The sequence below is a fragment of the Flavobacterium humidisoli genome (assembly GCF_023272795.1).
Lineage (GTDB): Bacteria > Bacteroidota > Bacteroidia > Flavobacteriales > Flavobacteriaceae > Flavobacterium > Flavobacterium humidisoli.
The window spans coordinates 4,923,709-4,939,403 of the sequence record NZ_CP096829.1 but is presented as its reverse complement, the minus strand read 5'-3'; the positions used below and the strand labels follow the sequence as shown (position 1 = coordinate 4,939,403).

8 protein-coding genes are annotated in these 15,695 nt (G+C 32.6%); all 8 read left to right on the top strand.

The features are described from left to right. Position 1 precedes the first annotated feature (1 nt). The 8 genes from M0M44_RS20725 to M0M44_RS20690 all read left to right on the top strand — a co-directional run bounded on the left by M0M44_RS20725 (position 2) and on the right by M0M44_RS20690 (position 15,653). Positions 2–3,043, top strand: coding sequence for a fibronectin type III domain-containing protein (locus M0M44_RS20725; RefSeq protein WP_248727428.1), 3,042 nt, complete (start codon positions 2–4; stop codon positions 3,041–3,043). A gap of 3 nt (positions 3,044–3,046) precedes the next feature. Then, entirely contained in the window at positions 3,047–3,487 is a 441-nt protein-coding gene (locus M0M44_RS20720) for a hypothetical protein (protein ID WP_248727427.1), read from the top strand. Further along, positions 3,484–4,656: a hypothetical protein gene (locus tag M0M44_RS20715; protein ID WP_248727426.1), complete on the top strand. Its 1,173-nt coding sequence runs from the start codon at positions 3,484–3,486 to the stop codon at positions 4,654–4,656. Before M0M44_RS20720 ends, M0M44_RS20715 begins: the two co-directional genes overlap by 4 nt. A gap of 155 nt (positions 4,657–4,811) precedes the next feature. Continuing rightward, complete coding sequence (locus tag M0M44_RS20710; RefSeq protein ID WP_248727425.1) at positions 4,812–5,648, top strand: hypothetical protein; 837 nt, start codon at positions 4,812–4,814, stop codon at positions 5,646–5,648. A 33-nt stretch (positions 5,649–5,681) separates the two neighbouring features. Beyond that, positions 5,682–6,974 (top strand): IPT/TIG domain-containing protein, encoded by a 1,293-nt coding sequence (locus M0M44_RS20705; protein ID WP_248727424.1) that lies wholly within the window; start codon positions 5,682–5,684, stop codon positions 6,972–6,974. Between the two features lie 79 nt (positions 6,975–7,053). Next, positions 7,054–8,397 (top strand): PKD domain-containing protein, encoded by a 1,344-nt coding sequence (locus M0M44_RS20700; RefSeq protein WP_248727423.1) that lies wholly within the window; start codon positions 7,054–7,056, stop codon positions 8,395–8,397. Positions 8,398–8,404: 7 nt separating this feature from the next. Further along, on the top strand, positions 8,405–10,861 hold the full coding sequence (locus tag M0M44_RS20695; protein WP_248727422.1) for a TonB-dependent receptor: 2,457 nt from the start codon (positions 8,405–8,407) through the stop codon (positions 10,859–10,861). Between the two features lie 91 nt (positions 10,862–10,952). Continuing rightward, positions 10,953–15,653 (top strand): hypothetical protein, encoded by a 4,701-nt coding sequence (locus M0M44_RS20690; protein ID WP_248727421.1) that lies wholly within the window; start codon positions 10,953–10,955, stop codon positions 15,651–15,653. Positions 15,654–15,695 lie beyond the last annotated feature (42 nt).

The window sequence follows — 15,695 nt, the reverse complement described above, 5'->3', positions numbered from 1 at the left end:
AATGAAGAACCTTTTCAACAACCTATATTTCATTGTTCTATTTCTGTTTTTTAATGCAGTTGGATATGCACAATTATATCCAGTTCAATTAACACCAGTTTTCAATAGTCCGTATAGCGTCAAAATATCCGATTATGCGACAAGCATGGATACGAAGATGCAATTGTTGATTAATCCAACCGATATCTCTATCTCGCAAAGAAGAGTACGCTTAAAACTGTACATACAAGGTAACGGATTAAACATCCAAACTTCTGATTATGCACAAGAACAAAGGCCGATATATATAAATGGAGGAGAACTTCAAACTTTAACGAATGTCGATATTGCATCGCTTTTCAGGTTAGAAAATCTGCAGGGAATATCTGCAGCGCAATATGCGAATCCGTTGCCAGAGGGAATGTACAATTTTTGTTTTGAGATGTACGATTACGTAACGAATCAAAAAATATCTCAAAAAAGCTGTGCCAATTTATATTTGATCTTAAATGATCCGCCACTATTAAATACACCGCAGAAAAACGAACAAATTGCTTCGACAGAGTTTCCGAATATTTTATTTACTTGGACACCGCGTCAGATCAACGCAACTAACATATCGTATAAATTTGAGCTAAAACAGCTTTTAGATCCAACATTAGATCCTCAAATCGGCTTTCAAATGTCACCAACTTTATACGAAGAAACTTTATTTGGTACAGCTGTTCTCTATAATTTGAGTATGCCAATACTTACTCCAGGTTTACGTTACGCATGGAGAGTACGAGCGATTTCGACAACAGGACTTTCAGAAAATGCTGTTTTTAAAAATGATGGATATAGCGAAATATATTCGTTTAAATACACTGCGTCTTGTACTGCACCAACGTTTTTATTAAGTGAATCTCAAAGCTCAAAAAGTGTAAAAATTACTTGGGAAGGAGTGCCAGAGCATACACGCTATCAAGTACAATATAAAAAACAAGGTGTTCGTAATGCACAATGGTTCTCATCAAACAGTTTAAACAAACAAAGTTTAATCACCAATTTAGAACCAGGAGTCACCTATGAATTTAGAGTAGGATCGAGCTGTGATCCAGCCGAAGATGGAATTCAGTCGTTTACTTATTCCAACATAAGCACTTTCACAACAACCACAGAAACCAATGGTGTTCCTGCATACAATTGTGGTATCGTTCCGCAAATCAATATCCAGAATCAAAAACCGCTTACCAATTTAATTCAAAGCGAGACATTTAGGGCTGGCGATTTTCCTGTAACTATTTTAGAACTTAGAGGAGAAAACAGCCCATATTCCGGGCGAGGATACATTATTGTGCCTTACTTGGGAGATACTAAAATTGCAGTTGAGTTTAATAGCATTGTAATCAATACCGATTATCAATTGATAAGTGGTATTGTGGAAACGAGTTATAATCCAGATTGGAAAAATGTAGTTGGTGTAAAGCCAGACCCTTTGGTTGAAGAAATTTTTGGACCACAAGGTGAAACGGATACTGTTGTCGATAATGATAATGAAATCGTAACGAATATTGATGACGAACCTAGAGGAGCTGATGATGATACAAACCCGAACACAGGATCTGATACAGATACTGTAGCAAATCCTATAGTTAATTTGGATCCCGGCAATTCTGAGAATCCTGAAAATCCGAATAATCCAGTAAGTACAAAAGATGAAAATCCTATAGTTGAGAATTCAAATAATACTGAAAATTCAGAGAAAGGCAAAAATGATTACTTTATAATATTTAAGGGAAAGAAATATAAAAACGGAGAAAAAATACAGATTCCATTTAAGCGAAATTTATTAGGACATAATAGGTTTAAAATGGGGGAATTAGATAAAGAAATAAATGTAAAATATGAATTAGCTTTTCAAAGTGAGAAAGCAAACAGACTTGAAAAAGTAGAAGGAAATAATTATTTAAAAAAAATGGAATCAAAAAAGGAAGCTGATTTTGATTTTTCTATTGATAATACTTTAAAATATCAATTAAAATCTGCTGCCGATACTGATAGTAAGCCAAATTTATCAAATGAAATTAATTTAATAGTTAAACCTTTTAAAATAAACACATTAGAAGTGATTGATGTGTCAGATGAAGATAGAGTTGCTTCAAATGGAGAAATATTATATTATGTTACTAAACCAGGTGTTTCTCGAAATACAAAATTTCAAATTTCAAATTCTCCTAATTTGGCAGTAGATGAAATTCCTGAACAAAATATTAAATGGAAATTTAATGATATTGATGTTGAAAGTAAGAATGGGCTTTTAAGGTTTAGCCAAAAAATTGGAAATGATAAGGATATAAAAGTAGAAGCATTTGCTGGATATCCTAATTTACTCAGTAAGACTGCAAATGTAGAATGGGTAACATCATATACTGTCCAATATGAAGTAGTTACTCCAGCTGTCAAAACACTTTTAACAAAGTTGGGGGATTATGTTAATAATATTGGATCTGTTCTAAGGACATTAGATAATACAGGTAAACTTGTCTTTAATATAAATTATCAAGGTCAACAAAGTGTAGAAGAAGATAGTCTATCAAGATTTTATAATATAAAAAGAGAAGGAGGGTTTGGAGGTTCAATTGACTTAGAATTTAAAGGATTTAAATATGGAGTTGATTTAAAAATTGCAGTCGCACAAATTTATTTAAAGCCTGTTATTAGCCTTTCGGCAAATAGTAAAATGCTGTCTGTTAGAAGAAATGATAAGACAACTTTTACTGATAATGGTACTGTGATGAATTTTGCTTTACAAGCAGATCTAAAAGTAGGTGGAGAAATTGGTTTTGATGTTAAATTAATTAAAATTAAGGCAGAACCTTATGCAGGAATATCTTCTTGGGGGCAGCTATCATATTTTGATAAAACTAAAACGGTAGAGGGGGCTTTAGGTGTAGGTAAACCTTATGTGGGAATTAAAGGGGAAGTGACATTAGGAGATTATGATTTATTACCTGGTGGAGATATTAAGCATACTTGGGAAGATCTTAAGATAGAAAAAAGTTTTAAACATGTTATAAAGTAAGTAATGAAAGCAATAAAAATTATATGGTATTTATCAATATTATTGATATTCCTTTTCAATGTGTTTTTTGAGGGATATAGAATATTTGATTATTGTTTGGGTAACTATTCGATAGAAAAAATGACAATTACTAGTTCTTCTTCTAATTCGACTTCAAAAAGAAAAAGCGTTACTTTTCAAGGGACTATTAAAGAAGAACACGTATATTTTTCAAGATTTGACGATGATATAAACGAATTATATAATTTGTATCCTTCTCTTTCTTCAAAAAAGAAAAATAATTTAATCATAAATGTCATAAAATTTAAAAATTCAGACAATGTAATGTTGTTTGATGATAATGAATTTGGAGAATGGAAAAAGACTATGCTCTTTTTTAGTTTATATATATTTTTCTCAATAATAATAATTTTTATGTTAAACTATTTAAAAATGAAAAAATGAAAAAATTGATAATAGCTTTCTTTTCATTAATTACTAGTGCTAATGTGTACTCTCAAATAGAATTTGAGGGTAACAATTTAATTGTAACAAGTGAAAGTGAAGGGAAACTGACAATAGAAAAGTATACAAAAGATTTTATTATTAAAAGAAATAATGAATGTGATTTTGAAAATGAGGTTTATGAAGAAAAGCTTTGTCAATCTTTTAATTTAAGAACACAAGAAGAATTAAAAAAATTTTTTGGAAATGAAATTCCTAAAATTTATAAGAAAGAAGATTACTTAAAAAAGATGCTAATTTATGATGATTATAAGAATTACTATAAACTAGATTCAAAATATATTTTTGATAACTCAGTAAACAAAGAAGTATTTATTAAGTACATAAATTATAATGAAGTTTTTCCTAAACCAGTTTATTCAGTATTTTATATTCAACAAAATTCTCATGATTTAATGGTAAAGGACATGGGAGAAAATTTTGATTTAGGATTTTTTTTACTTGGTACAAGTACGGATAAAACAATTGATTATTTAAGTAATTTAAAATTAAACAAGGTAGATATTACATCTTTGTGTACTGATTATCTTGGTAACATAAAAGATCCATCAAAAAAAAACAAACTATTTGACTTGACTGATGAAGAATATTCTCCTTTTTATAATGAAGGAAGTCAAAAAAATGAAAAGAAAAACTTTTTGACAAGGGAGATTCAAATTAATTATAAGAAAACCTATCATGATAAAATAAGTGGAGTTGTTTTAAAAAAAATTGATATTTCAAAAAATGAATTTTCAGAGAAGTACAGAATTCCTTTAAACATGATCAAAAAAGATAGTCTTTCTGTAAAAGAAGTGATAAAAGTAAATGTTCTTAATAATGATTATACAATTATTAAATTTTATGGTGCTGATCCTCCTTTAATCAAAACTGATTTTGATTTTTTAAATATGGATCTTGCTAAAAAAAACATTGTCTTATCTGTGTTGCTTAAAATTAATTTTGAAGTATTTGTAAATTTTTATTCTAATGAGACGAATAAAAAATTTCCTGAAGTTGTTGCATTAAGACCATCAGTTAAAGACTCAGATGGGGCTTTAAATATTAACAAATTAGGTGAAATTATAGAAAAAAACAAAGTTAAGTTAGCCAAATATCTAGACGAATAAAAAACTTTTTTAAATATAATTTCCCCTGCTAGCGCAAGCATCTTGCGAATCAAAGCAATATTTAAAATATAAAACGCCCATTGATGACAAAAAAAGAAGATTATATCCAACATTAATTAAAAATAAAAACAAAAAATAAAAACAAAAACTAACAAATGAAAAAAAATCTTTTAACCCTAATCGTAATGCTAATTAGTATTAGTGGTTTTGCTCAAAAATTAAAAATTGACAAAGGAGAAATAAAACTGGACGAAAAAACAATAGGTTTTGTAGAAGGTAAAAAACCGCTTTTTACCATTTTTAGTTTAGATAAAAGTTATTCAATTACGGCAGAACTAAAGAAAGCTCCCAATGAAGATTCTATGGTATTGCCATGGATTGAAATTAAAGATGAAGCGACGGGGAAATCGAACGAATTAGAGTTTAAGAACAAAAGCAGAAAATTTAGTGCCTTCAATTACGACCGCAGTATAGTCTATGAATTATTGGATAGAGGTATGGTAGGAGCAGAAGGTTTAAACAAAGAAGCAATTGAAAGTTTTATCAATGGTGAATCAGCAGGTATAGCTGCAAAGCGTTTGGGCGTTCAAGGCGAAATAGATAATGCTGGTAAAATTGCAGACACCTATCAGTTAGCGATTGATGATTATGGTACAATCTTTAGCATTAAGGCACAAAATAAAGATATAGACGATAAAAGAATCGGGTTTATCAGAGTGACATCACCTTCTCAAAATGGAGATTTAAAATATGAAATAATGGACCTAGATAATAATTTAGTAGGAACTTGGTTTGCCAGAGGCGGTATGTTCTCAGGATATGAAAAACTACTAAATCAGGAAGTGATTACATTCAATGGGAAAGTGTTCAAAGCGACTTTCGACAATAGAGGAAACCCTACAGGTTACAAAATGAGCAAAGATATAACAGCAATGAATATTGTGAGAGTTTTGGTTGGAAATGGATATACTTTAGGAAGTCAGTCTAAATAGAATTTTAAAAAAAAAATGTATAAAATAATTAAAATGAAAAAAACAGTCTTATTAGCCGCAGTATTGCAACTTTTTATGGTACTAGGTAGCTGTAGCTCGGATTCAGATAGCACTTCAACTCCAGAACCGCCAGTTGTTGTAATAAAAGCAGCAAAAGTAACATCCTACTCTAAAAACTTTGGAGAAGTTGGAGAAACCATTACAATCTTTGGTGAAAATTTTTCAGATAAGATAAGTGATATTAAAATTGCCTTTGACGGCGTTTCTGCGACAGTTGTTTCATCAACAGCTACTGAGATTGTATTCAAATTGCCGTCAACTGAAAAACTAGTTCCACAATTGTCTTTAACAATTGAGAATAGAACCATTACGAATGAAGTTAAGAATGCTTATCAAGGAAATATAGGCGTTTTACCTAAATCATCTACTACTGATTGGTTTACAATGGACAACGTTCAGAAAAATGAAAATAAAGTCTATAGTGTTCAAGTAGTTAGTGATAAAATAATGTACTATTCTATGGCAGATTATGGAGGAAGCGGAGTTTATAGAACACTTGACGGAGGTATTACTTTTGTAGAATGGGGAAGAACTGGTTTTTCTGGAGCTTTTTCTGCTACAAAAAATGACGAGGGCTGGGCAGACACAGCATTTGGAATCCAAAAGGTACCTGTTGGAGGTTCTCCGAAAATGGATTTTATCAGCGCAACAACAAATGGTATTTATTACTCTGTTTATGTTGATGATGATATGAAAAAAGGAACTATTATTACTTCAGGCGGAGATGTTTATATCACGGCTGATGGAGTTGAGTTTTCACAAGTCTATGATGCTCATTTAAGTGATAAAGGTTTCGATCCAGGATCTATAAGCAAATCTGATGAAGTTGACAACGATCATATTTGGGCTATTGGAACCAAAAAAGTAGAAAGCATAAATTACCCTTACATCTTATTTAAAAATAATGAAACTGACGGTTGGAAGGAACATTATTTTGCAAGTGAACCAAATACTGTAGCAGCAGAAGTCTCTTTTGCAGATAAGGCAAATGGTTATGTTTTAATTAATAATTCAACCATTTACAAAACTACAGATGGCGGCGATTCTTGGACTAAAATTTATAGTGGAGAGAAATTCACAAAGTTGGTATTTAAAGATGCTAATACCGGTTGGGCAGTTTTAGAGAACAAAATTTACAAAACAGTAGATGGAGCCAAAACATGGACACTTGATTACACAAATACTCAAGCTATAAAATCAATTGGCTATAAAAACAATATTATTTGGGCTATTTCTATAGATAAGATTATCAAGCGTTACTTATAATTTTTAATCAATAGAATTCAAAATATAGAATAAAAAACACTGCAGTTTTTAATAACTGCAGTGTTTTAAAATGCACTGAATGAAAAAAACTTTACTCTTATTCTTACTTACTGTTATTACTTCTTGTTATCAGGAAACTGCTATAGTCATAGAAGGTGAGTTCACGACTTCGTATGTTGATCAGGATGAATCTATACCCGTTATTATTAAAATTGATAATAAAATAACGGGTGCAGATACGTATGAATGGACATTTGAGGGCGGAAATCCTTCTGTTTCAAATTCTAAAAATCCGGGCGAGATTTTATACAGCAAGCAGGGGACTTATACCATTAAAGTAACAGCAAAAAATGTAGATGGTGAGAGTCGAGAATTTACTCAAACTGTTGTAATAAAAGAGGGGATTAATATTGAGTTTACACATGAAATTGTAAAAAGCAATTATTCTCCTGTTGAGGTAATTTTAAAGAATGCTACTATTGGAGAAGGCTTGACTTTTAATTGGGAATTTCAAGACGGTTCGCCAGCTTCTTTTTCAGGAAAAACACCTCCAAATGTTGTATTTACAACTCCGGGAGAACACCTGATAACCTTGACCGTGTCAAATGGTTTTGAATCTGAAAAACAGACAAAAACTATTACGGTTGCTCCGTACTTGATAAGTTTGTTTACCTATGAGCCAAAGTTTGAAGATGATGATTATGAAGCTCCTGTAACAATTAATTTTACGAACAAATCTGTCAGCGCAACCCATTACAAATGGACATTTGAAGGTGGAAATCCAGCTGTTTCTACAGAAGAGAATCCAACTGCTGTTTTTTCAAATGCAGGCGCTCATGAAGTGACTTTAGAAGCTTTTAATGATAAAACAAGTCAGATTTTCAAATCGACTATTACAGTTCTGCCCGATACAAATCTGCGAACATTTACTAATATAAAATTAGGAATTAACGCAGCGCATAACGGCAATAATATTGGTGCAATGTTCTCGACAGTTACACGTGAAGTTTATAAAGCAAACGAAATTAACGATGAGAATAGCGCTTTAATAGATATTGTATTTCAAGGTCTAAACAGCAATTTTACATACAACAGATTCATCTCTCCAGATCAGGCCAATAACTATGGATTTTTAGCCTTAAAAAATGCGCAAAGCACCATTTTTGTAAATTCTCAAAACTTGTGTAATTGTGGTTTAAATTTTACCGAAGCACAGTTTGACAACATGGTAAATGACACGCCTATAAAAGCATTAAACATAAGTTATAGTGCTGGAGGCGCACAGGAATTTGGTTTTACCTATCCGAGAATTATTTTATTTAAAACACAAGACGGCAGAAAAGGCGCCATTAAAATAAAAGAAATGGTAAAGAACGGTGCAAGTTCTTATATTTTATGCGACATAAAAGTTCAAAAACAATAACCGGTAAATGAAGATAAAGAATAATAAAATCTTGTTTTGGTTATGTATTGTTTTGGGCTGTTGTTTTTGCAGGAAAGGATATGCGCAGGACATAGATTTGCAGAATTTTTATAAACCTAATTTTAAGGTGACAGGAAACATTAATGCCAATATGATGTACTACAATTCAAATATGGAAAATTCGCGTGAACCTTTCACTTATCTGTTTTCAGGGAGTTTGAATATTAGTGCTTTTAATTTTAGCGTTCCGTTGTTTTATAGTTTTACCAATCAAGGAGATAATTTAGGATATACTGCTCCATTTGATTTTAACAGATTAAGCATTATGCCCAAATACAAATGGGTAAAGGCCTATATTGGAAATGTAAGTATGACATTCTCGCCTTATACGTTAAGTGGTTATCCATTTAAAGGAGTCGGATTAGAACTGACGCCAAATAGTCCGTTTAAAGTCTCTTTGATGGGAGGACAGCTGCTTAAAGCCGTTTCAGCCGAAAATGCTTCAGGAGGAATTCCGATTTATCAGCGTTTTGGTTATGGGGCAAAAGTAGGTTTTGAGAAAGCCCAATATAAGTTAGGTTGGATTGGTTTTTATGCCAAAGACGATGCCAATTCATTAAACATGGTAAATGATAACGGAGTTACGCCAAAAGAAAACTTTGTAAATAGTTTGATTTTTAGCACTTCGGTAGTGAAAAATTTAAATTTAAATGTCGAGTATGCCTTGTCCGTATTAACCGATGATACGAGAAGTAAAAGTCTTTCGGGCGGAGGTTTTCGAGATAAAATATTTTCTGGTAAAGAAAGTACCAGTTATATGAACGCTTTCAACGTTAATTTCGATTATAATATTCAGAAAAGTACTGTCGGATTAACTTATGAGCGCATTGATCCTAATTATAATACCCTTGGAGCATTATATTTTAATAATGATTTAGAAAACATTGCGTTGCGTTTTGCGAGACCTTTTTATCAAGATAAAATTACAGTTTCGACCAGTTTAGGATTTCAAAAAGACGATTTAGAAAAAGTTAAAAAACAAGATACAAAACGTGTTGTAGGATCTATCAACATGAATTATAGAGTTACAGATCAAATCAACATTACGGGTAGTTATTCTAATTTTTCTACTTATACCAATAAAAAATTAGATCAGTTTGAACTTATAAATAATCCGAATGTAGTGCAGGCAGACACTTTAGATTACAGACAATTGTCTCAAAATGCTAATGTAAATATGTCTTATGCTTTCGGAAAAAAAAGAAATCAAAATTTAAACTTTAATTATAGCATTGCAGGTCAGGCCAACGAACAAGGAGGCGTGATTAGAAAAGGTCAGGCGAGCACAGTTCAAAATTATAACTTAGCGCATACGGTTAGTTTTCTTGCAACGAAAGTCGCTTTAAACAGTTCGCTTAATTATACCAAAAATGAAGTGAGCCGAAACAATAATTCCTCTATAGGAGCTTCAGTTGGAGCATCAAAGAAATTATTCAAAGACAAGCTAAACACAAACCTTGGATTTCTTTATAATAATTCGCAAGGAAATATGAATTCAAGCTCTGTATTTGGAATCAAGTTTAACAATAGTTATGTAATGTATCAAAGGCATAATTTTGGTTTAAATGTTATTTCAATGTTTAGAAGCAGTACTAATACAGACAGATTTAATGATTTGACGGCTACTTTAAATTATACCTGTTCATTGGATAAAATAAAGCTTCCTGCCAAAAAAGAACCTAAAAAAGAAAAAGAAGAGGTTTTAAATCCCATTCTAAAAATAAATCATAAAGACAAAACTTACGAAGGAACGAGAGACGAAATTATAAAGCAACTTCAGGATATGCAGTCAGCGCTTCGTCCGATGCCAAAAGAAGATTCGGAAGAACTGCAACATCTGCTAACACTTACTACGTTGACTCCAGATGATGATAGCTTCAAAGAAAAAGCGTTGAATTATTTAAAAGCATACGATTTAAATAATGACATCTTAAATAAATACGACAATTACATTCATGAAACTGTAAAAAGTTTAAGAGAAGAAATGGTTCGTAAAGACGAAGGATATGAGAATGATTATGTGATGGCTCTAGGAAGAGTAAACAAACATAAGATGCATGGTGTAGATGAAAAAGACGTCACAGATAAAGTGAGTTATAATTCATATCTAAAGCTTGTAGATAGAAAAAATAAAAAATTACAGCCTTTATTAGTTCATCGATGGATGCTTAATGAGATTGGAATACTTTCAAATACACCTGTAGATCAGCTTCATCAAAATGAAAACCTTTCTGCTTTTAATAAAGAAGAGCTAGGAGATTTCTTTAAAATGATGAAAGAGAAAAAAACAGATGCAGCAATAATTGAAGAAATAAAAATCAAACTAATTCCATTCTATCATGATTTAGCAGTTAAAAATGTTAAGGATGGAGAAGTCGATTTTAAGTTTTTAAAGAATAATTAATAGTCAAATTAACTCTTTTGCTGTTCGAAAGAGTAAAAATATAAAAGAAGTCGGTATGCTTTATTTTTCAAAAAAACAGAATGATTTGCTTATGAAAAAAAATTACAAAATACATTTTGCGACACTGCTTATCATGCTTTCAGTTGTTTTTTCTTATGGACAGGATATTCAGCCACCAAAAGAATTAAGTGCAGCTTCAAGTTCGATACAAAAGATTGAAGCCGCTGACCGTTGGGTAGATAAATTTTCAAATCAAGATTTGGTAGAACTGCCTATTGGTATTCGTAATACGGTAAATAACATTCAATATTCTATTGGAATTACAAAGGCTACTTTTACGCCAGAGTATACCACTTTAACTGTTTTTTGCAGAGTTGATATTCCTCAGAAAGATAAAAAAACAGGACAGCCAATGCAGCTTTTCTTTGGTGCAGATAATGTAAAATTATCGCATCAGGGAGGTATTATGGGAGAAGCTAAATTGGTATTGCTGGGCAATGTTGACATTCCGTTTAACGAAGATAAATGGCAGATTTCGTTATATGGTGGTTTCGATATGGCAACTGGAAACGTAAACGATTTGACTTATGTAAAGATTGATTGTGATGGTTTTAAAGAAATGAAGATTTCTGGCGCCGTTGAGTTTTCTAGAGATTTAATTCTGCCAATCGATCCGTTGACCAAAACGGTTGATGAAGCAAAAACAACAATTCCAAAAACCTATTATAACGGAAAAACAGTTCCAATTCCTAATAGAGTTAGAGGAGAATTTAGTTTTACAGCAGGCAGCTGGAACGATATTTTATTAAATGTAAGTCTGCAACCTTTCGTATTAAAAGACAAACGAAACGGAAAAGATTTTGATGGTAATTTTCAGTTTCTGGTAAGCAATGCAGTATTAGATTTAAGTGATTTAAAAAATGATCCTGTAGTTGTTTTTCCAGAATATTATGCAAAAAACTCGCTTTTGGTTCCAAGTCAGGAATCGTGGAAAGGAGTTTTTGTCCAAACTTTTGATGTAGGTCTGCCAAAGGAATTTCAAACAACAGATACGGCATCAAGTAAAGAAAGGCTTCATGTAGGCGCGCAAAATCTTATTATAGATAAATTTGGGGTTTCGGGAACTTTCTATGCAGATAATGTTTTTCCTTTAGATCGAGGAATAACCAGTCAAGAAAAATCGTGGGCATATTCATTAGACCATATTGATGTAACTATTGCGGCAAATACTTTTGTAAAAGCAAATTTAAAAGGACAGATTCTTTTACCCATTAGTAAAGCCACACCAGAGAAAAAAGAAACGGCTACAACTCCTGCAGCAAATGCGACAGCCAATACAGGAACTGCTGGCGCAACAGGAACCGATTCTGCTAAACCGAAACAGACCAATAGAGCTGGTTTAGAATACAACGGATTTATTTCTATGGAAGAGCAGCAATTGGTTGTGATAACAAAAGATTCCATAGCTTTTGATATCTGGAAAGCAAAAGCGTTATTGCTGCCTAATAGTTCTGTCGAGTTAAAATTAGTCAACGGACGATTTTTGCCTAAAGCCAATCTAAATGGTTCGGTTTCTTTTGGAACTAATAAAGGAGCAACAGACGATAAAGATGTAGAAGGTAAAAAAACAGTAGACTTTAAAGGAATTACTTTTGAGAACCTGCAATTACAGACTGTTTCACCTATTATTTCTGTTAGAAATATGGGATATAAAGGAACGGTTGGTTTTGGTAATTTCCCTGTTTCTATCGGAAATATTAACGTAGCCATTAATGGAGATGATTCCCGAATTGATTTTGATTTAGGAATTAATTTAATGGAAAGTATTGGAGCAGGAGCAACCGCAAGAATTGGGATAAAAGGTAAGATGTATGATGATGGATATAGGCAAAGAAGCCGATACGCTGGTCTTGATCTTTCGGCAATTCATATAGATTGTAAATTCAGTGGATTAACCATTAAAGGAGGTCTTATTCTGATGGAAAAAGACCCTGTATATGGAGATGGATTTAATGCAGATGTTGAAGTCGACGTTGTAGATGTTGTTAATGTAAAAGCAAAAGCAATTTTCGGACGTACTACTTTTAGATATTGGTATTTTGATGGAGCGGTTAAGTTTCCTCCAACACCAGGTGTTCCTTTTATGATTACAGGTTTTGGTGGAGGAGCATATTACAAAATGCATCGAAATCAAGATATTGCCATTGGCGAATTTTCTCCTTCGGGACTAAGTTACACGCCAGACGAAAAAATAAGTCTAGGAATTAAGGCTTTAATTTATTTTCACGTAGGAGCAGAAACAATTTGCGATGGGGAAGCTGGATTTGAAATGGCATTTAACTCGAAAGGAGGAATAAACAGATTAGCTATTTTCGGTAAAGCCAATGTTATGGCTAAAATTCCGGGACTTAAAAATGTTACCGATTTAATGGGTAAAGTAGCTTCAAATGTTACAGCTAAGAAAAGCTTTTTAGGAGTTACAGAAAATGATCTTAAAGGTTCTTTTGCCAGCAAATATATTCCAGAAGCTAAAGAAGCAATTCCAGGAGATTTGTCTGCAGCAGTAGGAATAAAAATGGCAGCAGCTGTCGAATTTGATTTTGAAAACAAATCGATGCACGCCACTACTGATGTCTATATCAATACGCCAGGAAATTTCCTTTCGGGAATTGGAGAAGGAGGAAGAGCCGTTTGGGGAGTCTTCCATAAAGATCCAAAAGATTGGTACATGTACATGGGAACACCAAAAGACCGATGCGGAATTAAAATTGGAGTGGCAGGTATGTATTTAAAAACTACAAGCTATTTTATGGCAGGAACGGTGCTTCCGGGCAGTCCAGAGCCACCTCCACAAGTTGCTCAAATTTTGGGTGTCGACTTAAAAGAACTGGATTATATGCGTGACGAAAATGCATTGGCAAATGGAGGAGGTATAGCCTTTGGAGCCAGTCTAGATTTTGATACAGGAGATTTAAGTTTCTTACTTTTCTACGCACGTTTTCAAGCAGGAATGGGATTCGATATTATGCTTAAAGATTATCAGGAAGCAAGATGTTCCAACACAGGAAGCCGTGTCGGTATAAATGGTTGGTATGCTAACGGACAATCTTATGCTTATCTGCAAGGAGAACTTGGAATTAGAGTTAAATTATCTTTCTTAAAATTAAAGGTTCCAATTATTTCTGGAGGAGCCGCAGTTTTATTGCAGGCGAAATTACCAAATCCAGTTTGGATGAGAGGTTATATGGCTGGAAACATGAATATCTTAGGTGGACTGATAAAAGGAAAATTCAGATTCAAATTTGAAATTGGTGAAGAATGCCAATTTGAAAATCCGTCGCCACTTGGAGGAATTAAATTAATAACCGATGTAACTCCAAAGCAAAGTTCGACAGATATTGATGTTTTTGCTGTGCCGCAAGCCGCATTTTCAATGAAGGTGAATGAAGCTTTTGTAATTCCTGAAGATTCTGGTGATGTGACCTACAAAATAATTTTAGAGAAATTCAAAGTATTGGATGGAACAAAAGAAATTCCTGGGGTTTTTGAATGGAGCACAACTAAAGACAGAGTCAATTTTGTCTCAAGCGACATTCTTCCTCCAAATAAAGAATTGAAAGTTCAAGTTGAGGTAAGTTTCCAAAAAATGGTGAATGGTTCTTTCCAACCTATAAAAGTAGACGGAAAAGTGGCCACAGAATTTGAAGAAAGAATATTTACAACAGGAGGTGCGCCAAACCACATTCCGCTTAATAATATTAAATACTCTTATCCAATTGTAGAGCAAAAATATTTCCTTGAAGAAGAGTATCCAAAAGGATATATTCAGTTGAAGCGTGGTCAGGATTATTTGTTTGAAGATGCTAATTGGGAAACCAGTATCAAGGTAGAGCAAGACGGAATTTCTAATGCAAAAGCGGTTGCGTTTAACTATGATACTGCTACAAATGAAGTATATTATAACTTGCCAAATATCGATCAGGAAAAGAAATATAATTTCTCTATCGTTAGTAATTTAAAGCAGAATGTAACAAGAAATACCGCATCGAATACAAAAACAAATACGATTAGCGATGAAGGCAACGATATACAAATAAAAGAGAACCAAGCCGATGCCGTATCAAAATCTGAAGGAACTATCGATCGTCTAACTTATTCATTCAATACTAGTAAGTACAGAACTTTTGCATCTAAGATGAATGCGATTAGTACTCAAAATTATAATTTCGGAATTTTAGATTCAGATGTTATTTATTTGAGCAATACTATTTCGAGTCAGGAAGCCTTTGATATAGTTGATCTTATGGGAGTAGCTTATAGTGATAATAAAGCCGTAATAACAGCAGAATCTAAGTTGAATGATCAATATTACCTAGTAGATATTTATCCATATTTATACAAAGATTATCCTTTAAACGGCACTTTCACTATAACAAATAGAGATACTAACGATTTAGGTGTGGTTCCAGCCAAAGGAATTCCACTTAGTTCTTATTATACGGTTAGTTTAGAAAACAATATCAATCAGTCGTATACAAAAGGAAATTTTCCATTTAATTATAACATGCCATTTTTCTATAAGGAAGACTGGGTTGATTTAAACAACCAAATAGTTAACTCATACGTTAACGGAGATGCTGGTATCATGGCACTTTCTCAACGATTTCATAATAATAATTTCCAATTCATGAGACATGGAAATTATGAGATAGTAGTAAAGTATAATTTGCCCGGAAATAAACAAGCAAATGAGTTTGTTTATAAGTATAAAAACATAGCCGATTTTAGGTAAATTCTATAAAGAACGCTAAGTAATTTTAAAAACCCGTTTGAG